The organism is Streptomyces sp. x-19, from assembly GCF_046549115.1.
GTDB classification, from domain to species: Bacteria; Actinomycetota; Actinomycetes; order Streptomycetales; family Streptomycetaceae; genus Streptomyces; species Streptomyces albulus_C.
On sequence record NZ_JAJPWK010000004.1, the window covers coordinates 175582 to 198278 of the forward strand.

At 73.0% G+C, this 22697-nt stretch carries 23 protein-coding genes; 12 read left to right on the plus strand and 11 right to left on the minus strand.

All coding sequences use genetic code 11. The features are described from left to right. The first annotated feature begins 73 nt into the window (after positions 1 to 73). The 3 genes from ACLJT4_RS13310 to ACLJT4_RS13320 all read left to right on the plus strand — a co-directional run bounded on the left by ACLJT4_RS13310 (position 74) and on the right by ACLJT4_RS13320 (position 2735). Entirely contained in the window at positions 74 to 1378 is a 1305-nt protein-coding gene (locus ACLJT4_RS13310; protein ID WP_411122508.1) for a sensor histidine kinase, read from the plus strand. A 5-nt stretch (positions 1379 to 1383) separates the two neighbouring features. Continuing rightward, complete coding sequence (locus ACLJT4_RS13315) at positions 1384 to 2043, plus strand: response regulator (protein ID WP_411122509.1); 660 nt, start codon at positions 1384 to 1386, stop codon at positions 2041 to 2043. 281 nt (positions 2044 to 2324) lie between these two features. Further along, the gene (locus ACLJT4_RS13320) at positions 2325 to 2735 is read left to right on the plus strand and encodes a tautomerase family protein (RefSeq protein WP_411122510.1); all 411 of its coding nucleotides are present in this window, start codon (positions 2325 to 2327) and stop codon (positions 2733 to 2735) included. Positions 2736 to 2789: 54 nt separating this feature from the next. Here ACLJT4_RS13320 and ACLJT4_RS13325 read toward each other — a convergent pair whose 3' ends face one another. Further along, complete coding sequence (locus ACLJT4_RS13325) at positions 2790 to 3668, minus strand: peptidase S1 (RefSeq protein WP_411122511.1); 879 nt, start codon at positions 3666 to 3668, stop codon at positions 2790 to 2792. 647 nt (positions 3669 to 4315) lie between these two features. Here ACLJT4_RS13325 and ACLJT4_RS13330 point away from each other — a divergent pair. Continuing rightward, entirely contained in the window at positions 4316 to 5482 is a 1167-nt protein-coding gene (locus tag ACLJT4_RS13330; RefSeq protein ID WP_411122512.1) for a glutamate--cysteine ligase, read from the plus strand. Between the two features lie 20 nt (positions 5483 to 5502). Here the strand turns inward: ACLJT4_RS13330 and ACLJT4_RS13335 are convergent, their stop codons facing one another. Then, positions 5503 to 6102: a short chain dehydrogenase gene (locus ACLJT4_RS13335; protein WP_020931175.1), complete on the minus strand. Its 600-nt coding sequence runs from the start codon at positions 6100 to 6102 to the stop codon at positions 5503 to 5505. Between the two features lie 70 nt (positions 6103 to 6172). On the opposite strand from ACLJT4_RS13335, the gene ACLJT4_RS13340 reads away from it, so the two are divergent. Together ACLJT4_RS13340 and ACLJT4_RS13345 are read left to right on the plus strand one after the other, a co-directional pair. Continuing rightward, a complete protein-coding gene (locus ACLJT4_RS13340) occupies positions 6173 to 7096 on the plus strand; it encodes a LysR family transcriptional regulator (RefSeq protein WP_411122513.1) in 924 nt (307 codons plus the stop codon). 56 nt (positions 7097 to 7152) lie between these two features. Then, on the plus strand, positions 7153 to 7986 hold the full coding sequence (locus tag ACLJT4_RS13345; RefSeq protein WP_411122514.1) for an oxidoreductase: 834 nt from the start codon (positions 7153 to 7155) through the stop codon (positions 7984 to 7986). Positions 7987 to 8076: 90 nt separating this feature from the next. Here the strand turns inward: ACLJT4_RS13345 and ACLJT4_RS13350 are convergent, their stop codons facing one another. Genes ACLJT4_RS13350 through ACLJT4_RS13360 form a run of 3 tightly spaced genes read right to left on the minus strand, consistent with a single transcriptional unit; the run spans position 8077 to position 9783 of the window. After that, entirely contained in the window at positions 8077 to 8574 is a 498-nt protein-coding gene (locus ACLJT4_RS13350; RefSeq protein ID WP_411122515.1) for a nucleoside deaminase, read from the minus strand. Positions 8575 to 8615: 41 nt separating this feature from the next. Further along, positions 8616 to 9110, minus strand: a complete 495-nt coding sequence (cynS, locus tag ACLJT4_RS13355; RefSeq protein WP_411122516.1) for a cyanase — start codon at positions 9108 to 9110, stop codon at positions 8616 to 8618. Between the two features lie 58 nt (positions 9111 to 9168). Beyond that, complete coding sequence (locus ACLJT4_RS13360; protein ID WP_411122517.1) at positions 9169 to 9783, minus strand: carbonic anhydrase; 615 nt, start codon at positions 9781 to 9783, stop codon at positions 9169 to 9171. A 138-nt stretch (positions 9784 to 9921) separates the two neighbouring features. On the opposite strand from ACLJT4_RS13360, the gene cynR reads away from it, so the two are divergent. After that, on the plus strand, positions 9922 to 10827 hold the full coding sequence (gene cynR / locus ACLJT4_RS13365) for a transcriptional regulator CynR (RefSeq protein ID WP_411122518.1): 906 nt from the start codon (positions 9922 to 9924) through the stop codon (positions 10825 to 10827). A gap of 105 nt (positions 10828 to 10932) precedes the next feature. Here cynR and ACLJT4_RS13370 read toward each other — a convergent pair whose 3' ends face one another. Further along, positions 10933 to 11337 carry a nuclear transport factor 2 family protein gene (locus tag ACLJT4_RS13370; RefSeq protein ID WP_411122519.1) on the minus strand — a complete coding sequence of 135 codons (405 nt, stop codon included), beginning with the start codon at positions 11335 to 11337 and terminating at the stop codon, positions 10933 to 10935. Between the two features lie 198 nt (positions 11338 to 11535). Here ACLJT4_RS13370 and ACLJT4_RS13375 point away from each other — a divergent pair, with 198 nt between their 5' ends. Beyond that, positions 11536 to 11979, plus strand: coding sequence for an SRPBCC family protein (locus tag ACLJT4_RS13375; RefSeq protein WP_411122520.1), 444 nt, complete (start codon positions 11536 to 11538; stop codon positions 11977 to 11979). A gap of 35 nt (positions 11980 to 12014) precedes the next feature. Here the strand turns inward: ACLJT4_RS13375 and ACLJT4_RS13380 are convergent, their stop codons facing one another. Further along, entirely contained in the window at positions 12015 to 12818 is an 804-nt protein-coding gene (locus tag ACLJT4_RS13380; RefSeq protein ID WP_411122521.1) for an alpha/beta fold hydrolase, read from the minus strand. Between the two features lie 181 nt (positions 12819 to 12999). Between ACLJT4_RS13380 and ACLJT4_RS13385 the strand changes: the two genes are divergently transcribed. Further along, the gene (locus ACLJT4_RS13385) at positions 13000 to 13791 is read left to right on the plus strand and encodes a GNAT family N-acetyltransferase (protein WP_411122522.1); all 792 of its coding nucleotides are present in this window, start codon (positions 13000 to 13002) and stop codon (positions 13789 to 13791) included. A gap of 280 nt (positions 13792 to 14071) precedes the next feature. Further along, entirely contained in the window at positions 14072 to 14881 is an 810-nt protein-coding gene (locus ACLJT4_RS13390) for a DsbA family protein (RefSeq protein ID WP_411122523.1), read from the plus strand. Positions 14882 to 14994: 113 nt separating this feature from the next. On the opposite strand, the gene ACLJT4_RS13395 is transcribed toward ACLJT4_RS13390, so the two are convergent. After that, positions 14995 to 16599, minus strand: a complete 1605-nt coding sequence (locus ACLJT4_RS13395; RefSeq protein ID WP_411122524.1) for an ABC-F family ATP-binding cassette domain-containing protein — start codon at positions 16597 to 16599, stop codon at positions 14995 to 14997. Between the two features lie 143 nt (positions 16600 to 16742). Beyond that, positions 16743 to 17666: an LLM class F420-dependent oxidoreductase gene (locus ACLJT4_RS13400; protein ID WP_411122525.1), complete on the minus strand. Its 924-nt coding sequence runs from the start codon at positions 17664 to 17666 to the stop codon at positions 16743 to 16745. Positions 17667 to 17873: 207 nt separating this feature from the next. On the opposite strand from ACLJT4_RS13400, the gene ACLJT4_RS13405 reads away from it, so the two are divergent. After that, entirely contained in the window at positions 17874 to 18431 is a 558-nt protein-coding gene (locus ACLJT4_RS13405; protein ID WP_411122526.1) for a DinB family protein, read from the plus strand. Between the two features lie 118 nt (positions 18432 to 18549). Here ACLJT4_RS13405 and htpG read toward each other — a convergent pair whose 3' ends face one another. After that, on the minus strand, positions 18550 to 20451 hold the full coding sequence (htpG, locus tag ACLJT4_RS13410) for a molecular chaperone HtpG (RefSeq protein WP_055582895.1): 1902 nt from the start codon (positions 20449 to 20451) through the stop codon (positions 18550 to 18552). Positions 20452 to 20592: 141 nt separating this feature from the next. On the opposite strand from htpG, the gene aac(6') reads away from it, so the two are divergent. Further along, positions 20593 to 21066 carry an aminoglycoside 6'-N-acetyltransferase gene (gene aac(6'), locus ACLJT4_RS13415; RefSeq protein ID WP_411122527.1) on the plus strand — a complete coding sequence of 158 codons (474 nt, stop codon included), beginning with the start codon at positions 20593 to 20595 and terminating at the stop codon, positions 21064 to 21066. A gap of 114 nt (positions 21067 to 21180) precedes the next feature. Here aac(6') and ACLJT4_RS13420 read toward each other — a convergent pair whose 3' ends face one another. Next, complete coding sequence (locus ACLJT4_RS13420; protein ID WP_411122528.1) at positions 21181 to 22308, minus strand: NADH:flavin oxidoreductase; 1128 nt, start codon at positions 22306 to 22308, stop codon at positions 21181 to 21183. Positions 22309 to 22697: the final 389 nt, after the last annotated feature.

The window sequence follows — 22697 nt, forward strand, 5'->3', positions numbered from 1 at the left end:
AGCATGATGGATGACGTCGGTGTCAACCGATCGGATGACGGGCGCGGGCCGGAATCCGGGCTACGAATCAAGGATGGACGTGAAGCACGTGAGCGGTGGCCGTACCGGAGCGGCGGACGGCGTACCGCGGACGGACCCCGCGGACGGACCGACCGGCCGCGGCATGGAGGCGGTCATCTCGGCCTCGTTCGTCCTGCTGTTGATCGCCGCCATGGCCCGCTACCTCACCCACCATCCCGGCGCCCCCGGCACCTGGTGGGTGATCGCGCTCACCACGCTGCTGGCGGTGGCGTACGTGGCGCGGCCGGCCGTGGACGGGGCGATCGCACCGCGGTGGCGCCGGGTCTGGCTCGGGGTCTTCGTGCTCGGGTGGGTGGCCCTGGTACTCCAGGCACCGAGCTTCGCCTGGAGTGCGGTGGCGATCGTCTACACGGCGTTGCAGTTGCTCCCGGCGCGCGCCGCGTTGGCGCTGATCACCGTGCTGACGGTCCTGGTGGTGGTCGCCCAGGTGCGGATCAACGGCCCCGACCCGCTGCTGATCGTGGTGCCGCCGGTGGTCGCCGGCCTGGCTGCGACGGTGTTCACGCACATGCAGCGCCAGTCGGCCCGGCAGCACCTGCTGATCGAGGACCTGGTGCGCACCCGCCGCGTACTGGCCGGCAGTCAACGCCGGGCGGGCATGCTCGCCGAGCGCGAGCGTCTGTCGATGGAGATCCACGACACGCTCGCCCAGGCCCTGTCGAGCCAACGGATGCTGCTCCAGGCCGCCGAACGGCTCTGGGACGCGGACCCGGCAGCGGCCCACCAACACATGACCACCGCCTCCGCCATCGCGGAGCGCAACCTCGTCGAGGCGCGCCGGTTCGTCCACGACCTGGCGCCCGCCGACCTCGCCGACGGGGGCGGCCTGCCCGAGGCGCTGCGTGCGCTGGCCCGCCGCGAGACCGCGGCCGGGGCGGCCACCGCGGGCACCTCGGCCGAGGCGGCGCACGGCGGTCCGGCCGTGCACTTCCGGATCGACGGCGATCCGGTACCGCTGCCGCCGGCCGTCGAGGCGGGCCTGTTGCGGGTGGCCCAGGGCGCCGTCGCCAACGTCCGCGAACACGCCCGCGCCACCGACGCCGTCCTGACCCTCAGCTACCTCGACGAGGACGTGGTCCTCGACGTCGCCGACAACGGCTGCGGCTTCCGCCCCGGCCAACAGGACGCACCCGGGACCGCACCACACCGCGGCCACGGGCTGCGCGCCATGGAGGTCAGGTTGCGACAGCTCGACGGCACCCTGACCATCGAGTCCCATCCCGGCGAGGGCACGGTCGTCTCCGCGGCCGTTCCGCTCCGGGCGAGCGGCCCGGCGACCGACCCGGACGAGGAGTGACCCGCATGTCCCGCCCATCCGACTCCCCCGACGCCCCCGGCCGGCGGGTGCGCCTGCTGTTGTGCGACGACCACGCCGTGGTCCGGGCCGGCCTGCGCGCCCTGCTGTCCGCCGATCCCGGCATCGAGGTCGTCGGCGAAGCGGCCACCGGCGAGGAGGCGCTGGCCGTCGCCGCCCGACGCCGGCCCGACGTGGTGCTGATGGACCTCAGCCTCGGCACCGGCATCGACGGCATCGAGGCGACCCGCCGCATCGTCGCCGAGGTGCCCGGCACCCGCGTCCTGGTGCTCACCACCTACGACACCGACGCCGACGTCACCCGCGCCGTGCAGGTGGGCGCCACCGGCTATCTCCTCAAGGCCGAACGGCCCGAGGAGTTGTTCGCCGCGATCGCCGCCGCCGCGGAGGGCCGGGCCGTGCTCTCCGCGCCCGCGGCCAACCGCGTGATGGAGCGGGTGCGCAAGCCCCATGCCGCGCTGACCGAGCGCCAGTTGGACATCCTCGGCCAGCTCGCCCGCGGGCTCGGCAACCGCGAGATCGCCCGCGCCCTGTTCATCAGCGAGGCCACCGTCAAGACGCACCTGGTCCGCATCTACGCCAAGCTCGGCGTAGAGACCCGCGCGGGTGCGGTCGCGGCGGCGAAGGAGCAGCGACTGATCCCGTGAGGCCGGCTCCGCCCGGGGCGTCCGTCGTTGTCGGTCGCGGTGAGCACGGCGAGCCGGCGGCGGTCCGGGGACAGGACTGCGGCACGCCCGGTGGCGCGCGGCAACGGCGGGTCCATGCGGCCGTCGGCGGGGAGCCCGAGGTGCACTGCTGATCGAGGAGGCCCAGCACGGTTGTACCTACTAGTATGTACGATCACGACCGAGCCGGCCGCGCCCGGTCACACGCAGACCGCGCCACGCCTCCGCACCGCACCGCACCGCACCGCACCGAGGAGAGCCCCATGCCCTTCGTCCGCATCGACGCACTGCGGGCCGACGCCGAGCGGCTCGACGCGCTCGGCCGGGCCGTGCACGACGCCCTGATCGAGACGATCCAGATCCCGCCGGAGGACCGGTTCCAGGTCCTGACCAGCCACGACGGCACCAACGGCACGCTGCGGTACGGCAATTACTTCGGTATTCAGCGCGACGACGGCATCGTGTACGTCGCGATCACCCTGCGCGCGGGGCGCAGCTCCGACCAGAAGCAGGCGCTCTACCGGCGGATCGCCGAACTGGCCGAGGAGTACGCGGGCACCGAGCCGCGGAACGTGTTCGTCACCCTGACCGAGAACGCCTCGCTGGACTGGTCGCTCGGCAACGGGGTGGCCCAGTACGCCGACGCCGACGGGCCGCCGGGCGCCGCACGCTGAGGCCCCGGCCGGCGTCACGCGCCGACCGGGGCTCCGACTCCTCCTGATGGCCGGCTACGAGAAGGCCAACTCGGTGACGTTGGTCGCCTCCAGGACCCAGGCGGCGCTCAGGCCGCCTTCCTTCACGTAGGCGTTGCCGTTGCCCTTGAGGACGCCGATGCGCTTGCCCGACAACGCGATCTGGGTCGTCTTGTCGCTCTCCTTGACCCACGTGGCGCTCAGGCCGCCCTCCTTGACGAAGGCGTCACCGTCGTCCTTGAGGACACCGATGCGGTTGCCGGACAGTTCCAACTGGATGACGTCGTCGGCCTCCTTGACCCAGGTGGCACTGAGGCCGCCCTCCTTCACGAACGCCTCGCCGTTGCCCTTGAAGACGCCGATGCGGTTGCCGGCGAGGTCGATGTCGACGACGTTGCCGGCCTCCTTGACCCACGTGGCGCTCAGGCCGCCCTCCTTGACGAAGGCGTCACCGTTGCCCTTGACGACGCCGATGCGTCGCCCGGAGAGTTCCAGCTGCTTCGCCTTGCCGGCCTCCTTCACCCAGGTCGCGCTGAGGCCGCCCTCCTTCACGAACGCCTCTCCGGTGTCCTTGAGCACCCCGATCCGGTTGCCGGACAGCGCCAGTTGCTTGACGTCCGTCGCCTCCTTGACCCACGTGGCGCTGAGACCGCCCTCCTTGACGAAGGCGTCACCGTTGCCCTTCAGGACACCGATGCGGTTGCCGGTGAGCACGACCTGCTTGACGTCGCCGGCCTCCTCGACCCAGGTGGCGCTGAGGCCCCCCTGCTTCACGGAGGCTTTGCCGTTGGCCCGCACCGTGCCGATGCGGTTTCCACCGTCGCCGGACACCGTCGCGTACGCGGCGGCGGATCCGGCGACGACCCCGGCCACGGCCAGGGCGGCAGCCGTGGCGGAGAGCAGCTTGACGTTCATCGTGATTCGTCCCCTTCTGTGGGCGCGGCCACCCGGCGGCACCCGTAGGCGCCGCGGAATGGCCGCTACCGGCCCGCGGGCCGGCCCACCCCTTTATGTTGATCACACCGGTGATCAGTGACGCTCCGAATCGTCGGCGAGGGGTGGGGCGAGTGGGGAGACTTCACGCCTTCTTCCACCTGAAGGGGTCATGTCCGGATCTCAAACCGGCGACGCGTGCTCGTCGCACGGCCGTTCCAGGCCCTGTGACCTGTACTCGGTTCGGTCCGGGCCGTGGGGTCGAGGTCACTGGCCCGGAGCAGGTGGTCCGGGACCTTTCCGGCGACCGCCGGACGGCCTCCTCCGGCGCGGACGTCGGGTGGGGCACGGGGTCTCGGCTGCGTTCGCACGGTCGGGGCGCTGCGCCACCGGCGTGAAGGGAGGCGTCGTGCCGGGCACCCCGGCGCCTCCCGGGCGGGTGAACCGCTGTGGCAGGTCCTCCGCCGCGGCCCGAGCATGGGGCGCAGGAGAGCGACCAGGCCCCGGCGGCTCGGGGCGGTCCGGCTCCGCGGGCGCCCCGGCCCTCCCGAGGGAACCGGGCAGCCCCGTGCCGACGCGCCCCACGGCTGTGGTGGCGCGGCCGGACCGGGCGACGAAGGAGACCGGACATGAGCAGTGACGCGCGGATCCCGACCGTGGGCGTGGAGGAGGAGTACTTCCTCGTCGACCCCGAGACCCGCGAGGTCGTGCCGGCCGGCTCCCGGGTGCTGCGGCGCGCGGCGGCGGCCCTGGCCGACCGGGTCTCCGGCGAGTTGACTGAGTATCAGATCGAGGCCAAGACGCCGCCCTGCGGCGGACTGGACGAACTCCACGGCCACCTGGAGCGGATGCGGACCGCGGTGGCCGCCGCGGCCACCGCGGAGGGACTGCGGATCGCGGCGACCGGGACGCCGGTCCTGGGGGCGGCCGACCCGACGCCGCTGCGCGACGACCCCGCCTACGGGCCCGGGCTCGCCGCGTACCGGGCCCTCAGCGAGACCCACACGCACTGCGGCCTGCACGCGCACGTCGAGGTCCCCGACCTGGACCACGCGGTCCTGGTCTGCAACCACCTGCGGCCGTGGTTGCCGTCCCTGGTCGCGCTGTCGGCGAACTCCCCGTTCCGGGACGGTCGGGACACCGGGTACGCCAGCTGGCGCACCGCCGCCGGCGGTCGGTGGCCGGTCGCCGGGCCGCCGCCCTACTTCCGCTCCGCCCACCACTACGCGCAGTTGTGCGCGGCCCTGGAGGACGCCGGAGCCGTCGTCGGCGACCACACGCTGCTGTGGGACGTGCGGCCGTCGTCGCACCTGCCCACCGTGGAGGTCCGCGCCATGGACGTGCCGGTGGGCGTCGAGCAGGCGGCGATGCTCGGCGTCCTGGTCCGGGCCCTGGTCGTGCAGGCCCTGGAGCAGGTGCGGCACGGCGACCCGGGTCCCGACGTGTGCCCGTCCCTGCTGCGGGCGGCCTACTGGCGGGCGGCTCGTGACGGCTGTGCCGAGCACGCCCTCGACGTGCGCACCGGCCGGGCCGTCCCGGCCGGTCGGCTGCTGCGGGAACTCGTCGCGTACATCCGGCCGGCCCTGGAGGCGTCCGGGGAGTTGGCGGCGGTCACCGCGGCCGTGCTCCGGCTCGCCGGTGCCCAGGACGATGCGGACGACGGTGCGCGCGGGGCGGGCGGGTGCGGTGCGCGGCGGCAGCGGGCCGCGTTCGCGCGGCGGGGCGATGCGCGGGACGTCGTCGACGAGTTGATCCGGCACACCGCTCCGGCCCACGCCGCACACGCGGGCCACTGAGCGCTCGCCGGCCCCGTTCGCTACTGCACCGTGTAGACCTGTCCCGTCTGGCGGCCCTCGACGGAGCGGACGTAGGCGCGGGCGACGTCGGCCAGCGGGACCGAGCCCATGCCGGGGAAGAAGTCGCCGTAGGCGTCCAGGGATTCGGTGAAGACGGTGGGGCTGACGGCGTTGATCCGCTGTGGTGCGATCTCGATCGCGGCGGCGCGGACGAACGCCTCGACGGCGCCGTTGGCCATGGAGGCGGCGGCGCCGGTGGGGATCGGTTCCCGGGCCAGGATGCCGGTGATCAGGGTGAACGAACCGTGCTCGGCGACGTGCGGCAGGCCCTGGCGGACCAGTTCGAGCTGGCTCAGCACCTTGCCGCGGAACGCCGCCTGCCAGTCGTCGGCGGTGAGTTCCGCGACCGGCTTGTAGGGGACGTCGCCGGCGGTGCTGACCACGGCGTCCAGCGGGCCGGCCGCCCGGTAGAGCGCGGCGATCTGGTCCGGGTCGGTGAGGTCGTGGCGGAGGTCGCCGGCGGTGCGTCCGACGGTGAGGACGTGGTGGCCGCGGCCGGTGAGCTCCGTGTGGACGGCGGTGCCCAGTGTGCCGGTGGCTCCGATCAGCGCAATGTTCATGCCCGGGACGCTACGGCCGCCGCCTGCGGACCGGGAAATGCCTTCCGGGCTCGATTTATGCTTGGTGTTTATGAATGTGGAGCTGCGTCATCTGCGGGCCCTGGTCGCGATCGACGACGAGGGGACGATCACCGACGCCGCGAGGACCCTGCGGATCACGCAACCGGCCCTCTCCCGCACGCTGGAGCAGTTGGAGGGCCGGCTGGAGGTGCGGCTGGTCGCGCGCACGACGCGCAGTCTGGCCCTGACCCCGGCAGGACGGCGGCTGTGCGCGCACGCCCGGCGCATCCTGCGGCAGCTCGACGACGCACTGGCCGAGGCGGTGGCCCCGCCCGGGCCGCGACCGCTGCGGCTGGTCTTCGCCTGGGCCGCGCTCGGCCGGCACACCGTGCCCCTGCTACGGGCCTGGCGCGCGGAATGTCCGGAGGTCCCCGTACGGGTGCGCCGGGTCGACGATCCCGAGGCGCCGCTGCGCCGCGGCGAGGCCGATCTGGCCTTCCTGCGCACCCGTCCGGTCGAGGACTCCGGGCTGGTTCATCGCGCGCTGGTGCGGGAGCGGCGGATGGCCGCGGTGCCGGCGGGCCACCGGCTGGCGGAACGTGCCGAGGTCCGGTTGGCGGAAGTCGGGCGGGAGGTCGTCGCGCTGTGCGCGACGGCGTCGACCACCGGCCCGGAGCTGTGGCCGGCCGGGCGGCGCCCGGCGACCCTGGACGTGCCGGGGGTCGACGAGTGGCTGACCGCGATCGCCACCGGCGAGGCGGTCGGTGTCACCGCGGAGGGCACCGCCCATGACCATCCGCACCCCGGCGTGCGCTACCTCCCGATCGTCGATGCCGGTCCGGTCACCGTCCACCTGGCCCGGCCGGCCGAGCCGTCCCACCCCGCCACGGCCGCCTTCGTGGACTTCGCCCGGCGGCAACTGGCCTCGGCGGGGGCCCCGTCGCCGGCGCCCGGTGATAACCATCGGCTATCACAAGGGATCTTGGACGGGTGACGCGGCGACTCCGCAGGATGGTCCGCGAGGAGCCGGGCGATCTAGGGAGCACGAGGATGCGCAGGACATGGCTGGTGACCGGTGCGAGCAGCGGTTTCGGGCGGGCGATCGTCGAGGCCGCGGTCGCGGACGGTGACTTCGTGGTGGCCGCGGCCCGACGGACCGCGGCACTGGACGAGCTGGTGGCGGCGCATCCGGGCCGGGTGGTGGCGCAGCGCCTCGACGTCACGGACGTGGCCGCCGCCGAGAGCGCGGTGGGCGAGCTCGTCGAGCGGTACGGCCGGATCGACGTCCTGGTCAACAACGCCGGTCGGGGCGTCGTCGGGGCGGTCGAGGAGACCACGGACCGGGAACTGCGCGAGGTGATGGACCTGCACCTGTTCGGGCCGGCCGCGTTGACCCGGGCGGTGCTCCCGCACATGCGCCGCCGCCGGTCGGGGGCGATCGTGCAGATGAGCAGCATGGGCGGGCGGTTCGCGTTCGCCGGCGTGGGGGCCTACTGCGCGTCGAAGTTCGCGTTGGAGGGGCTTTCGGAGGCGCTGGCGGCCGAGGTGGCACCGTTGGGGATCAAGGTGCTGATCGTCGAACCGGGCGCGTTCCGCACCGGGTTCGCGGCTGCCGGGACCCTGCGACGGTCCGCCGCCCTGCCCGCGTACGAGGAGACCGTCGGCCCGGTCCGGGCGTCGCTCGCGGCGAGCGACGGCGCGCAGCCCGGCGACCCCGCGAAGGCCGCCGCCGCGCTGCTAACCGCCCTCGACGCCGAGCACACTCCACTGCGGCTGCCGCTGGGCAACGACGCCGCCGATGCGCTCTCGACGCATGGGGACGGCTCCCGGGCGGAGTTCGCCGCCTGGGAGGAACTGAGCCGCTCCACCGACTTCGACGGGTAGCGGCGCACGGGCCGGAGCCCGGCGGCCGCGGCACGCTGCGGAGCGTGCCCGGCTGCCGGGCGCCGGAGGTGTTGAGTCGGGACGGCGGTCTTACTGGCCGGGCATCGAGGTCGCGTTGCGTCGGCCGCCGTTGTTCTCCTGCCAGAAGCGGTAGACGTCCACCGCCGCGTCGCTGGGCGCGTACCGCATCGGGAGTCGGCGCTGGTCCCATTCCTTGGCGAACTCGCCGTAGAAGGTGGCGAGTTCGAAGTACTTGCGGTCGTCGACGTAGTGCGGCTCGTAGGCGTCGCGGGTGGTGAGGAAGACGACCTCGTCCGGGGAGCAGTAGTAGAGCGCGCCCAGGCACATCGGGCAGGGCTGGGCGAGCACGTAGATGGTGGTGCCGATCAGGTGCTCGGTTCCCAGCTTGGTGCACGCCTCGCGGATGGCGAGGACTTCGGCGTGGGCGGTGGGGTCGTTGGTCTGGGCGACCTTGTTGGGGCTCTCGGCCAGGACCTCGCCGTCCTTGACGATGACGGTGGCGAAGGGGCGGCCGCCGTCGATGACGTTCTGACGGGCGAGGTCGATGGTCCGCTGGGCGAAGTCCATGGTGGGGCTTCCTTCCGGGTGGGGCGGGTGGGGTTGCCGGGTCAGAAGGGCTTGGTCGGCAGGTACTTGCCGTCCAGGATGATGACGGCGCGCTCGCCGCCCTCGGGGTCGGCGACCTTCTTCACGTCCAGCTTGAAGTTGATCGCGCTGATGATGCCGTCGCCGAACTGCTCGTGGACCAGGGCCTTGAGGGTGGTGCCGTAGACCTGGAGCATCTCGTAGAAGCGGTAGATGGTCGGGTCGGTGGGGATCCCGCCGGGGATCGAGCCGCGGGTGGGGATCGTCTGGAGCAGCATCACCGCGTCCTCGTCGAGGCCGAGCAGTTCGGCGACCGCGCGGGCCGACCGGGCCGGCAGGGCGTGCTGGCCGAGCACGGCGGCGGTGACGAACGCGACCGACAGCTCGGCGGCGTCGGCGATCTGCTGCCAGGTGAGGTCCTTGCGCGTCTTGGCCTCGACCGCGGCGAGGGCCAGGGCCTGGCGGGCGTCGGGGTGGAACTGCGCGTGCGGCGTGCGGGGGGTGGTGGCGTCGGTCATGGTGACGGGTTCCTTTCGGTGGTGGGGTGGTCGGGTGCCGGGGAAGAGGCCGGCGGGGTCAGGCGGCGCGGGGTGCGGCGCCCGGGGTCGCCTCGTCGTGCGGGATGCGCTCCACGCCGCCGGAGGCGATGTCGTAGACCCAGCCGTGCAGGCGGAGCGCCCGCTCGGCGAGGGCCCTGGCGACCGAGGGGTGGGTGACCAGGTTGGCCAGCTGGGTGCGGACGTTCTGCCGCACCAGCTCCGCCACGTCCGCGGCGGGCCCGCCGACGGCGGCGCGGGCCCGGGCGGCGTCCGCGTGGTGCAGCCAGTGGGCGACCGCGGGGGTTCCGGAGAGGTCGTGGCCCGTGGCGAGCGCCGTCATCGCGCCGCACGCCGCGTGTCCGCACACCACGACGTCCGTGACCCCGAGCACCGCGACGGCGTACTCGATGCTGGCCGCGACCCCGTCGCCGGACCCGTGGTGGTGGGCCGGGACGAGATTGCCGGCGGTGCGGACGACGAACAGTTCGCCCGGTTCGCTCGACGTGAGCAGTTCCGGGACGACGCGGGCGTCGGAGCAGCCGATGAACAGCGTGTGCGGCTGGTGGTGGGTGGCCAGGTGACCGAACAGGTCGGCCTTGGCCGGGTGGACGTCGCGTTGGAAGCGCGCGACGCGCTCGGCGAGGTCTGGCATGGTCGTTCCCTTCGGTCGGGCTGACCGGTCCGGTGGGGCCGGCGAGATCCACCATGCACGACCTGGACCTATAGAGTCCAAGAGCCACTAGGCATGCCTCTCATAGATCGCATCTATAGGAGGTCCTATAGTGGTGACATGGCCCTGGAACTGCGTCATCTGCGTTACCTGCTCGCCGTGGCGGAGCACGGCAGCTTCACCCGTGCCGCCGAGGACCTGCACATCTCGCAGCCGACCCTCTCGCAGCAGGTCAAGCAGCTGGAGCGGACGGTGGGGGTGCAGCTCCTGGACCGCACCGGCCGCACCGTGCGCCTGACCGACGCCGGCGAGGCGTACACCCACCACGCCCGGCACGCGCTGCGCGACCTGGCCGCCGCCGAGCGGGCCGTGCACGACGTGCGGGACCTCTCCCGGGGCCACCTGCGCCTGGGGCTCACCCCGACGTTCACCGCCTACCTCGTCGGGCCGCTCATCGCCGAGCTGCACGCCCGCCACCCCGGCGTCACCCTGGCGGTCCGGGAGATGCCCCAGGACCGCATCGAAACGGGCCTGCTGGACGACGAGTTGGACCTCGGCATCGCCTTCGCCGGCCCGCATCTGGCCGGGATCGAGGCGGCCGCGCTGTTCACCGAGACGCTGAGCCTGGTGACCGCGGCCGCCGGCCCCTCCGCCGCCCCTCCGAGGCCCCTACCGGTCACCACCCTCGCCGACCGCCAACTCGCCCTGCTGAGCGGCGACTTCGCCACCCGCACGCACATCGACGCCTACTTCGCCCAGCACCACGTCAGCCCGCGCATCGCGGTGGAGGCGAACTCCATCCAGGCGCTCACCGAGATCGTCCGGCGCACCTCGCTGGCGACCGTGCTCCCCGACGCCATCACCCACGACCACCCCCACCTCACCCCGCTCCCCCTCGCCCCCGCCCTGCCCACCCGGACCGTCACGCTGCTCCGTCGCACCGACGCCTACCGGACCGCCGCGGCGCGGGCCTTCACCCGCCTCGCCGGGGAACTGGTGCACAGCCGGGGATACGCGCCGGCCTGAGGCCGGACGGGCCGGGACCGCGCGGACTGCCGAGAACAACGCCGTTCCGTGGAGAGTGCGTTCGCCCACCCGCACGGATTCCGCCGTCTGCGGATCCGCTGGGAATCAGGCTTCGGCGATGGTCCGGCCCGGCATCGGCTCCGCGAGCGCGACCCGCCGGGCCGGCGCGCCGAAGGGGTCGGCGAAGTACTGCGTCTCGTGCACCACGTGCTGGCCGGCGAATTCCATGATGCTCACCGAGTACGAAGGCACCCCGTCGTAGGTGATGAGGCATTCGCTCACCCACAGATCCGCCTGGCCGGTGATCCGCTGGACGGTGAAGTGCCGGTCTGCCGGGTGCCCGCCACGTTGCGCCGCGATCACCGCTCGGCCCCGGAACCGCTCACCTGACTGCGGGTAGTCCAGGATCGCGTCCGTGGCGTAGAGGGCGTGCTCGGCTTCGGTGTCCCCGCGTTCCGACGCCCGCCAGTGCTCCTCGACCGCGGCCCTGCGTCGGGAGTCAGCATCCATGGCAGCACCTTTCCGTAGCGGTGACAGCCTAAGCACTCCGGCCGCAGCCGGACCGGGACCGGCCGGGCCTGGACTGCCGAGTCCTCCCTTTGGCCGGATCGGAGGGCGGCAGCCGTCCGCCGGGGCACCGCGTCGAGTGACCGCCGGCCGGCCGACCCGTCGTTGGTCCGTGCTGTCGGGAGTTCCTAGCATGGGGCCGTGGCCAGGTTTGTGATCGCACGCACGACGTCCCTCTCCCCCGACGCCGCATGGCGACGGCTGACGGACTGGGCGGCCCACGCCGCCTACGTGCCGCTCACCACCATCACCGTCACCACGCCGCCGCCCACCCGGGAGGGGACCACCTTCGTCGCCCGGACCGGCCTCGGCCGGCTCGCGTTCGACGACGTGATGCGCGTCGTGCGGTGGGAGCCGCCGGACGCCACCGGTGCCTCGGCCGTGGGCCACTGCCGGCTGGTGAAGCAGGGCCGGGTGGTGACCGGTTGGGCCGAGGTCGAGGTGGGTGCGCGGGACGGGGGCTGCCGCGTCGTCTGGCGCGGCGAGGTGCACCCGCGCGGCGTCCCGGGCGCCTTCGGACCGGTGGTGGCCGGCTCGGCGCGGTGGTTGTACGGCCGCATCCTGGACGGCCTGCTCGCCCGATAGACCCGCCGAGCCGGGGGCGAGGACCGGCAGCGCCCTCACAACGCGGTGAGGAACTCCCGCACCGCCGCCGCGAATCCGGCCGGGTCGTCGTCGTGCAGCCAGTGCCCGCACCCGGGGAACTCGCGCAGGGTGGTGCCCGGCCGTCGCCGCGCCATCTCCCGCGCCATCGCGGTGGGGAGGACGACGCTGTCCAGGCCGTGCAGCAGCAGCGCGGGGCAGTTGGTGGCCAGCCAGTCGGGCCGCCAGTCGCCGATCAGGGCCTCCTGCGACCGCACCATGTCCGCGTGGTCGAAGAGGAACCCCCACCCGTCGGGCCGTTCGACGGCGCTCTCCAGGAAGTAGCCGGCGTCCGGAACGCCCCGGGCCTCCACCTGGCGGCGCAGCTCACCCAGCGTCGGTGCCCGGCGCGGCCAGTCCCGGACGTCCAGCACCGGATGCGCCACCTCGGGCCGGCGGTTGAGCGCACCGCCCTCCTCGACGATCAGCGCCCGGACCAGTTCCGGATGGTGCGCGGCCAGTCGGAACGCCACGACCCCGCCCATCGAATGGCCGAGCACCGGCAGCGGTCCCAGTCCCAACGCCCGGACGAAGGCGGCGGCGTCGGCCACGTACGCGTCCGGGGACACGTCGTCGTCGCGTGCGCTGAGGCCGTGGCCGCGTTGCTCCAGGGCGACGACCCGGAACTCCGGTACCAGGGCGGCGGCCAGGGCGGCGAACGCCCTGGCCCGGCCGAAGTGCCCGTGCAGGGCCAGCACCGGCGTTCCCGGTCCGCCGGCGTCCGCGTAGGCCAGTCGCCGACCCCGCACCGTCAGGGTCTGCGTGGTCAGGGTGAACGTCATGGTCGTGCCTCTCTGGAGGGTGGCCGATCCGCTGGTCCGGCGCGGCGCCGTGGCCGGCGCAGGGGCCCTGACGGGGCCGTCGGCCGGCTGGGGCACGAGTGACGATAGGCGCCGTGGCCGCGGGGCCGGGGCCGGGGCCGGCCCGGAAAACCAGTTGCCACCGCTCAGTACCGTCAGGTGCGTGACGGACATCGACGGCTTGCTCGCGGCCTACGACGAGCAGATGCGAGGAGTGCCTCCCACGCCTCCCGACGGGGTCACCTACGAGCAGGACGGTCCGGTGCTGCGGATCGTCGGGCAGTTCCGCGGGTTCGTCAGCGCACCGCCGGACGTGGGCCTGCGCGGTGCCGAGTTGGACCGGCTGATCGCCCGCCAGCGCGACCGCTTCGCCGCCCGCGGCGAAGCGGTGGAGTGGAAGACCCGCGGGCACGACCGGCCGGCGGACCTCACGGACCGGCTCCGCGCCGCGGGCTTCGTCCCCGAGGAGCCGGAGACGGTGCTCGTCGGCCGGACCGGGCAGTTGGTCGGCGCTCCCGTCCTGCCCCCCGGTGTCGGGCTGCGGCGGGTGACCGCCGACGTCGACCTGCACCGCATCGCCGCCATGGAGTCGGCGGTCTGGGGCCAGGACTGGAGCTGGCTCGCCGAGGACCTGAGCGGGCGCATCGCGGCGGCCCCGGAGGAGATCGCCGTCCTGGTGGCCGAGGCCGGCGGCGAGGTGGTCTGCGCGGCGTGGCTGGTCTTCCGGGAGGGCACCGAGTTCGCCAGTCTGTGGGGCGGCTCGACCGTGCCTGCCTGGCGCGGCCGTGGGATCTACCGTGCGCTGGTCGCCGCCCGCGCCGAACTCGCCGTGGCCCGCGGTGTGCGGTACCTCCAGGTCGACGCGTCCGCCGACAGCGCCCCCATCCTGGGCCGGCTCGGGTTCCACGCCGTCACCACCACCACGCCCTACGTCTGGTCGCCGCCCGGGGCCTGACCCGCGGCGGGCCGGCCGGGCGGTCGTCCCTGCTCGCCTCCCCGGCCTCGTCGGGCTGCTCGCTCTCCGTAGGGGCGCGCGCACTGCTCCGCACGGCGGTGGCGGCGTTCCGACCGGAAGCAGCCCAGCACGGGCCCCGGGCCGGGGGTAGTGCGCGGATGCTGCCACACTGTGCGTGCCACAGCCGTGGTCCGCACCCCGCGGAGACGGCTGAGGACGGCCCGGCGCGGCGAACGGCGCCGTCGGCAAGCACAGAGAACTGCCTGGTGAAAGGGTGCGCATGGTGGCCTCCGCAGGGAACAAGAACAACGGCGACGCGACGAAGAAGGGCTCCGGCGGCCACTGGCGCAATTACGTGGTGGCCGGCGTCGGCATCGCCGTGGTGTGCGGGGCGGCCGTCGTGGTCGGCCAGTTCTCCCGGGCCGGCGAGGCGACCGCGTTCGAGCCGCCCTCCGGTGCCGTGGGCACGCCGGACGGCACGAAGCTCGCCCTGCCGGTCAAGCCGACCGTGCCGGTCAGCATGACGGTGTACGAGGACCCGCGCAGCCCGCAGTCGCGCGATTTCGCGCAGAAGTACGCCACCACGATCGCGCAGCTCCTGGCGTCCGGGCAGGTCCAGATCGACTACCGCCTGGTCACCCAGAGCGACCGGCAGTACGGGGGCACCGGCGCGCAGGAGGCCGCCGCCGCAGCCGCCTGCGCCCAGGACCAGGGCCGCTTCGGCCCCTTCATGGACCAGCTCTGGCAGCACCAGCCGGCACCGCAGACCGACGGCCTGAAGGACCCCAAGCTCCTCAAGGAGATCGCGAAGAAGGCCGGGAAGATCCAGCACGACACGTTCAACCTGTGCCTGGACCGCGGCCAGCGCCAGGGGTGGGTGAAGAAGTCCCAGGAGGACTACGCCGCCTCGGGCCTGGGGCCCGTCCCGGTCGTCCAGATCAACGGGCAGACCGTCGCCGACCCGGCCACCAAGTTGACCCCGGCGAAGCTGGCCGCGCTGGTGGCCAAGGAGGCCCATCAGGTGTCGGCCGCCGCCACCACGGCCTACCCGACGCCGACGGCCACGCCGGCAGCCGCGCCCAAGTCGTGACGTGAGCGGCTGGTTCCCGGGTCCCGGCCGCCACCACGGCCCGGGCCCGGGAACCAGCAACGTCACCGGACCGGATCACCCGACCCGGTCCGGTCCGGTACGCCCCGGCTCGGTCAGGCGAGGGCCACCAGGTCGCGGTACTCCTCGCTCCACAGGTCCTCGTCCGCGTCCGGCAGGAGCAGCACGCGGTCGGGGCGCAGGGCGTCGAGGGCGTCCTCGTCGTGGGTGACCATCACGATCGCGCCGGGGTAGCGGCCGACCGCCGCCAGCACCTCGTCCCGGGAGGCGGGGTCGAGGTTGTTGGTCGGCTCGTCGAGGAGCAGCACGTTGGCTCCGGAGTGGACCAGTCCGGCCAGGGCCAGGCGGGTCTTCTCCCCTCCGGAGAGGACGCCGGCGGGCTTGTCGGCGTCGTCTCCGGTGAACAGGAACGCACCCAGCACGCGCCGGGCGTCCTGCTCCGTGAGGTGCGGGGCGGCCGCGGCCAGGTTCTCCCGGACCGTCCGGGCGCCGTCGAGGGTGTCGTGTTCCTGGGCGAAGTAGCCCAGACGCAGTCCCTGGCCGTGCACCACCCGACCGGTGTCCGGAGTCTCCGCGCCGGCGAGGAGGCGCAGCAGAGTGGTCTTGCCGGCGCCGTTGAGGCCGAGGATCACCAGGCGGCTGCCCCGGTCCACGGCGAGGTCGACCCCGGTGAGGACCGGGTGGTCGCCGTAGGACTTGGTCAGGCCGATCGCGCCGAGCGGCATCCGGCCGCAGGGGTGCGGTTCGGGCAGGCGGATCCGGGCGGTCTTCTCGGTCCGCCGGACCGGTTCCAGCTCGGCGAGCATCCGGTCGGCGCGGCGGGCCATGCTCTTGGCCATCACGGCGGTGGCGGAGCGGGCCTTCATCTTGTCCGCCTGGGCGTGCAGGGAAGCGGCCTTGCGTTCGGCGTTGGCCCGTTCGCGGGTGCGGCGCCGGGCGTCGGCCGCGCGCTGGGCGAGGTACCCGGCCCAACCGGTGTTGTGCTGGTCGATCGTGGCGCGGGTGGCGTCGAGGTGGAAGACGCGGTTGACGACGTCCGCCAGCAGTCCGGTGTCGTGGCTGATCACGACCAGGCCGCCCCGGTGGGCCTGGAGGAAGCCGCGGAGCCAGCCGAGGGAGTCGGCGTCGAGGTGGTTGCTGGGCTCGTCCAGCAGCAGCGTGCCGTCGTGCCCGGCGAAGAGGATGCGGGCCAGCTCGACCCGGCGCCGCTGGCCTCCGGAGAGCGCGCCGACGGGCTCGGCCAGCACGCGTTCCGGGAGGCCGAGGCCGGCCGTCACCCGGGCGGCCTCGGCCTCCGCCGCGTAGCCGCCGCCGGCCTGGAAGGCGGCCTCCGCCCGGGCGTAGGCGGCCATCGCGCGCTCCAACCTCTGAGGACCGTCGGCGTCGGCCATCGCGGATTCAGCGGCGCGGAGACGGTGCAGGGCGGCGTCCAGGCCGCGGGCGGACAGGATCCGGTCGATGACGCGCTGGGCCGGGTCGGCGGCGCGGGAGTCCTGGGCGAGGTAGGCGAGGGGGCCGGTGCGGGTGAGGGTTCCGGCTGCTGGTTCGGCCCGTCCGGCGAGGGCGGTGAGCAGGGTGGTCTTGCCCGCCCCGTTGCGGCCGACCAGGCCGACCCGGTCGCCGGGAGAGACGGTGAGGGACACGTCGGACAGCAGCAGGCGGGCGCCGGCACGCAGCTCGACGCCACGAACGGTGATCATGGGATAACGCTCCGAATAAGCACGAGGACAGACTTCTGGTGTGGAAGCGGGTCCTCAGCTAGGAAATTCGGGGCGTGGACATACGGACACGGTAACGGCCGGCCGCCGGTCGATGCATCCGGTTTTCCCGGCGGCCCGTCCGGTCAGCCCGCCAGCTCCCCCAGGAGTTCCCAGGTGCGGCGCCGGTCGGCGGCGCCACTGGCCTCGGTGCCCGAGAACACCACCTCGGTGGCCCCGGCGTCGCGGTAGCGCTGCACCTCGGCGGCCACCTTCTTCTCGTCGCCGATGACCGCGACGTCGACCGCCCGCCGGCCGCCGGACAGCCCGATGACCCGTGCGTAGGAGGGGATCTGCTCGTAGAACGCGAGCGACTCGGTGAACGTGCTGCGGACCGCGTCGACGTCGTCGGTGACCACGCCGTGGACGAGTGCCACGATCCGCGGGGCGGGGCGCCCGGCGGCCTCGGCGGCCGCGGTGAGGGCCGGGACGATGTGCTCGCCGAGGGCGCGGGGCCCGGCGAGATAGGGCAGGATCCCGTCGGCCAGTTCGCCGCTGGCCCGTAGCGCCTGCGGTCCCATGGCGGCGACCAGCAGCGGGACGCCGGACTCCGCGCCGGGCACCCGGGCGGGGATCGGCGTGGTCGCGGTGAGGAGCTCGCCGTGGTAGTCGGCGCTGCCCGTTTCGGTCAACTGCCTTACTGCGGTGAGGAATTCGCGGAGTCGGGCGACGGGTCGCTCGAACGGGACGCCGAAGCCGGTCTCGGTCAGGAGCTTGGTGCCGAGCGCGAGTCCGAGGTGGTAGCGGCCGTGCGTGGCCGCCTGCGCGGTCTGGGCCTGGCTGGAGACGACGAGCGGGTGCCGACCGAAGACGGGGATGGCGGACGTGCCCACCTGCAGCTCGGGCACCTCGCGCCCGACGAGCGCGGCGAGCTGCGGCGAGTCGGCGCCGAAGGTCTGGCCGAACCAGGCGGACCGCAGTCCGGCGGCCGCCGCCTCCTTGGCGAGTTGCACACTCGCGTCGATCTGGTTCGTGGGGTCGATCGGGTTGAGGGAAACTCCAACGGTCATGTCCGTTGAGAACCGGGCGCGTTGGGGCGCTATTCCGGGGCATGCGTGACGGGTTGATGTCGGGCGTGTGTCGCGGCGGGGAGGCGGGATCGGCGCCCGGAACCCGATCCGCGGCCCTTGGGTTTTCCCTCTAGGACAGCGGCTGTCCTCCATGCCGCCTAACGTGATCCTCACCGATGACACAGGCAACACCGAGAGGCGGCCGCCATGACCGGCAACGAACCCACCACCGACCACCCCACCGAAGCACCCGCGGTCACCGGCGAGCGCGCCGAGTGGTTGGCGGCGCTGGCCAAGCACCGGCACTTCCTGCGCTTCACCACCCGTGACCTCACCGACGAGCAGGCCGGCCGGCGGACCAGCGCCGGCGAGCTGTGTCTGGGCGGCCTGATCAAGCACGTCACCTCGGCCGAACGCAGCTGGGTGGACTTCATCCAGTACGGCCCCTCGGCGATGCCCGACTTCACGGCGATGACCGCCGCCGACTGGGAGCGTCGGGCCGAGGAGTTCCGACTGCTGCCGGGCGAGACGCTGGCCGGCGTGTTGGCCGCCTACGAGGAAGTGGCCCGCCGTACCGACGAGTTGATCGCCACCCTGCCCGACCTGGACGCCTCGTGGCCGCTCCCCAAGGCGCCCTGGTTCCAGGCCGACACGCACTGGTCGGCCCGTCGGGTGTTGATGCACATCATCGCCGAGACCGCGCAGCACGCCGGCCACGCGGACATCCTCCGCGAGTCCCTGGACGGCGCCAAGAGCATGGGGTAGCGCCGGTCCCCGGACGCGGCGGAGCGCCCGCCGGCAGGCCCATTGCGGTGCTCCGGTCACCGCTTGTGGACGCCTGCCGGCGGACGCTCTCATACCGTGACCGCGGAACGGCGGACGGTCAGAGGGAGCGGCCCAGGCGGTCCGCCACCACCTTCACGAAGCGCGCGGGGTCGGTGGGCCGGCCGCCCTCAGCCAAGACCGCCAAGGCGTAGAGCAGTTCGGCGTTCTCGGTGAGGTCGGTGCGGTCCTCACGCTCGCCGTACGCCTGGTTGAGGCCCTTCACCAGCTGGTGGTCGGGGTTGAGTTCCAGGATGCGCTTGGTGCGCGGCACCTCCTGCCCCATGGCCCGGTACATGTTCTCCAGCGCCGGCGTCATGGCGTCGGCGTCCGCGACGATGCAGGCCGGCGACACCGTCAGGCGCGACGACAGCCGCACCTCCTTGACGTCCTCGGCCAGCTGCTCGCCCATCCAGCCGAGCAGGCCCGCGTACTCCTCGGCCCGCTTCTCCCGCTCGCCCTCGGACTCCGCGTCGTCCTTGGCGCCGAGGTCGATCTCGCCCTTGGCGATCGACTGGAGGCGCTTGCCCTGGAACTCGCCCACCACGTCGACCCAGACCTCGTCGACCGGGTCGGTGAGCAGGAGCACCTCGATGCCCCGCTCGCGGAACGCCTCCACGTGCGGGGAGTTGTCGATGCTCTGGCGGGATTCGCCGGTGATGAAGTAGATGTCCTCCTGCCCCTCCCCCATCCGCTCCACGTACTGCTCCAGCGTGACGGACTCGTCCTCGCCGCGCGTGGTCGCGAACGACGCGACCGCGAGCAGGGCGTCGCGGTTGTCGGAGTCGGAGACCAGGCCCTCCTTCAGCACCGCGCCGAACTCCCGCCAGAACGTGCCGTAGCGGTCGCCGTCGTCGGCCATCATGCCCTTGACCGACGACAGCACCTTCTTCGTCAGCCGCCGCTGCATCATCAGGATGTGCCGGTCCTGCTGGAGGATCTCGCGGGAGACGTTGAGCGAGAGGTCCTGCGCGTCGACCACGCCCTTGACGAAGCGGAGGTACGGCGGCAGCAGCGCCTCGCAGTCGTCCATGATGAAGACGCGCTTGACGTACAGCTGGAGCCCACGTGCGGAGTTCTGCGTGAACAGGTCGTGCGGGGCGTGCGACGGGACGAACAGCAGGGCCTGGTACTCGAAGGTGCCCTCGGCCTGGAGCTGGACGGTCTCCAGCGGGTCGCGCCAGTCGTGGCTGATGTGCTTGTACAGCTCGTGGTACTCATCCTCGGACACCTCGTCGCGGGAACGCGCCCACAGTGCCTTCATGGAGTTGAGCGTCTCGGGCTCGGCCGGCCCGTCGCCCTCGGCCGGGGGCTCCCCGACGAGCTTGACCGGCCAGGTGATGAAGTCCGAGTACCGCTTGACGATCTCCTTGATCTTCCAGTCCGCGGTGTAGTCGTGCAGTTGGTTGGTGGGATCGGCCGGCTTGAGGTGCAGCGTCACCGAGGTGCCCTGCGGCGCTTCGTCGACCTCCTGCAGGGTGTAGGTGCCCTCGCCGCGGGACGACCAGCGGGTGCCCTTCTTCTCGCCCGCGCGCCGCGTCAGCAGGGTGACCTCGTCCGCCACCATGAAGCCGGAGTAGAAGCCGACGCCGAACTGGCCGATCAGGCCCTCCGCGCCGGCCGCGTCCTTCGCCTCCTTCAGTTCCCGGAGGAATTCGGCGGTCCCCGAGTTGGCGATCGTGCCGATGAGCTGTCCGACCTCGTCGTACGACATGCCGATGCCGTTGTCCCGGACGGTGAGCGTACGGGCGTCCTTGTCGATCTCAAGCTCGATGTGCAAGTCGGAGACGTCGGCGTCGAGGGCCTCGTCCCGCAGCGCGGCCAGGCGCAGTTTGTCCAGTGCGTCGGAGGCGTTGGAGACGAGTTCTCGGAGGAAGACGTCCTTGTTCGAGTAGATCGAGTGGATCATCAACTGGAGCAGCTGACGGGCCTCTACCTGGAACTCAAACGTTTCGGTCGACATGGTTGGCGATTACCTCACTTGGTCCGTGGATCGTCAGTAAGTGACGTCGTCACTGTAATAAGAACGTCCACCATGAGGTTGGCGCGTTGCCCGAGGTCGTGCGAGCGAAGGGCGTCGTCGGCCGTGGGGGACAATGGGGGCATGGAGCTGCGCGGGGACGACGTCGTACTGCGACCGGTGGCCGACGACGAGGGCGAGGTGCTCGGCCGGATCGTCCGGGAGCCGGAGGTGGCGGCGTGGTGGTCGCCCCCGGAGGACTTCGCGGGCATGCTCGCCATCGTCTTCGGGGGCGAGGTCGTCGGAGCGATCCAGTTCCACGAGGAGACCGACCCCGAATTCCACCACGCCGGCATCGACGTCTTCCTGACGGCACGTCACCAGGGGAAGGGACTGGGCACCGACGCGGTGCGCACGCTGGCCCGGTGGCTGGTGACGGAACGCGGCCACCACCGGCTGACCATCGACCCCGCCGCCGCCAACACCGCGGCGATCCGCAGCTACCGCAAGGTCGGGTTCCGGCCGGTGGGCATCATGCGGGCGTACGGACGCGACCACCGGACGGGACGCTGGCAGGACGCGCTGCTCATGGACCTGCTCGCCGACGAGCTGACCTGACCGGGCGATCGCCCCGCGCCGCGACCTCCGCCCCACAGGGCCGAGGGCGCCCCTCAGCAGGTGCCGGGCGTGGCGGGGCGGCCGTCGCTGCGCCGCCGCCCCGCCACCGATCGGCTAGCTCAGGGACTTCAGCGCCTGGGCGTCGTACGGCTGGAGTTCCTCGGTGCGGTTGCCGAGGACCTTCGCGGCCCACTGCGGGTCCTGGAGCAGGGCGCGGCCGACGGCGACCAGGTCGAACTCGTCACGCTCCAGGCGGTCCAGGAGGTCGTCGATGCCCTGCACCGGGGCACCCTCGCCCTGGAAGGCGCGCTCGAAGTCGCCGTCGAGGCCGACCGAGCCGACGGTGATGGTGGGCCGGCCGGTGAGCTTCTTGGTCCATCCGGCGAGGTTGAGGTCCGAGCCGTCGAACTCCGGGACCCAGTAGCGGCGGGTGGAGGCGTGGAAGGCGTCGACGCCGGCCGCGGCGAGCGGGGCCAGGATCGCCTCCAGCTCGTCGGGGGTCTCGGCCAGCCGCGCGTCGTACGCCTCCTGCTTCCACTGCGAGTAGCGGAAGATCACCGGGAAGTCGGGTGACACGGTCGCCCGGACCGCGGCCACGATCTCGGCCGCGAACTTCGTGCGGGCCACGGGGTCGCCGCCGTACGCGTCGGTGCGGCGGTTGGTGCGAGCCCACAGGAACTGGTCCAGGAGGTAGCCGTGGGCGCCGTGCAGTTCGACGCCGTCGAAGCCGATGCGCTCGGCGGCCGCGGCGGCCTCCGCGAAGGCGCCGATGACGTCGTCCAGGTCGCCCCGGGTCATCGCCCGGCCGGTGCCTTCGGTGCCGTCGACGCGGATGCCGGAGGGGCCGACGGCGGGGGCGTCGGCGAAGGGCGGTTCGCCCTGCTGGCGCACCATGCCGATGTGCCACAACTGCGGCACGATGGTGCCGCCCGCCTCGTGCACGGCCTCGGCGACCTGCGCCCAGCCGGCCAGCTGCTCGTCCCCGTGGAACCGCGGCACTCGGTCGCTCTGACCGGCCGACGCGTGGCCGACGTAGGTGCCCTCGGTGACGATCAGGCCCACCCCCGCGGCGGCGCGACGGGCGTAGTAGGAGCGCACGTCTTCGCCGGGGACGCCGTTCGGGGAGAACATGCGCGTCATCGGCGCCATCGCGATGCGGTTCGGAACGGTCAGGCCGTTCAGTGCGACGGGCCGGGAGAGGATCTCGGCCGCGCGGGAGGCTGCGGACGCGGTGACGGTCACGGAAAACTCCTCGTATGTACCGGTTGGTACGGGTGTGCACGGTGCTTGCGTGTAGTCACCAACCGCTCCGTCGGCGGTGGCATTCCGACCACTCGGCGCAGGACACTGTGATCCCGGCCACGCGCCGCGGAACGGCCGGGTTCGGTACGGCGGCGGTGCAGACGCGCAAAGCGGTCATTCTCGGAGCCGGAGCACCGCCCGCCCCGGGGCGGGCGCGCAGCACCAGCGGGCACCCGGACGAACCGCGCGCAGGGCGTGTGACCTGCGGGGGAAGGCGACCGGACGGGTGCACTCCGGTGCGCGACCGCGTCGACAGGCGGGCGTCGCCGCACGGGGTACTTGCCGACAACGAGCCACAAGAGCCCTCAAATTAGATAAACGGCGGTAGT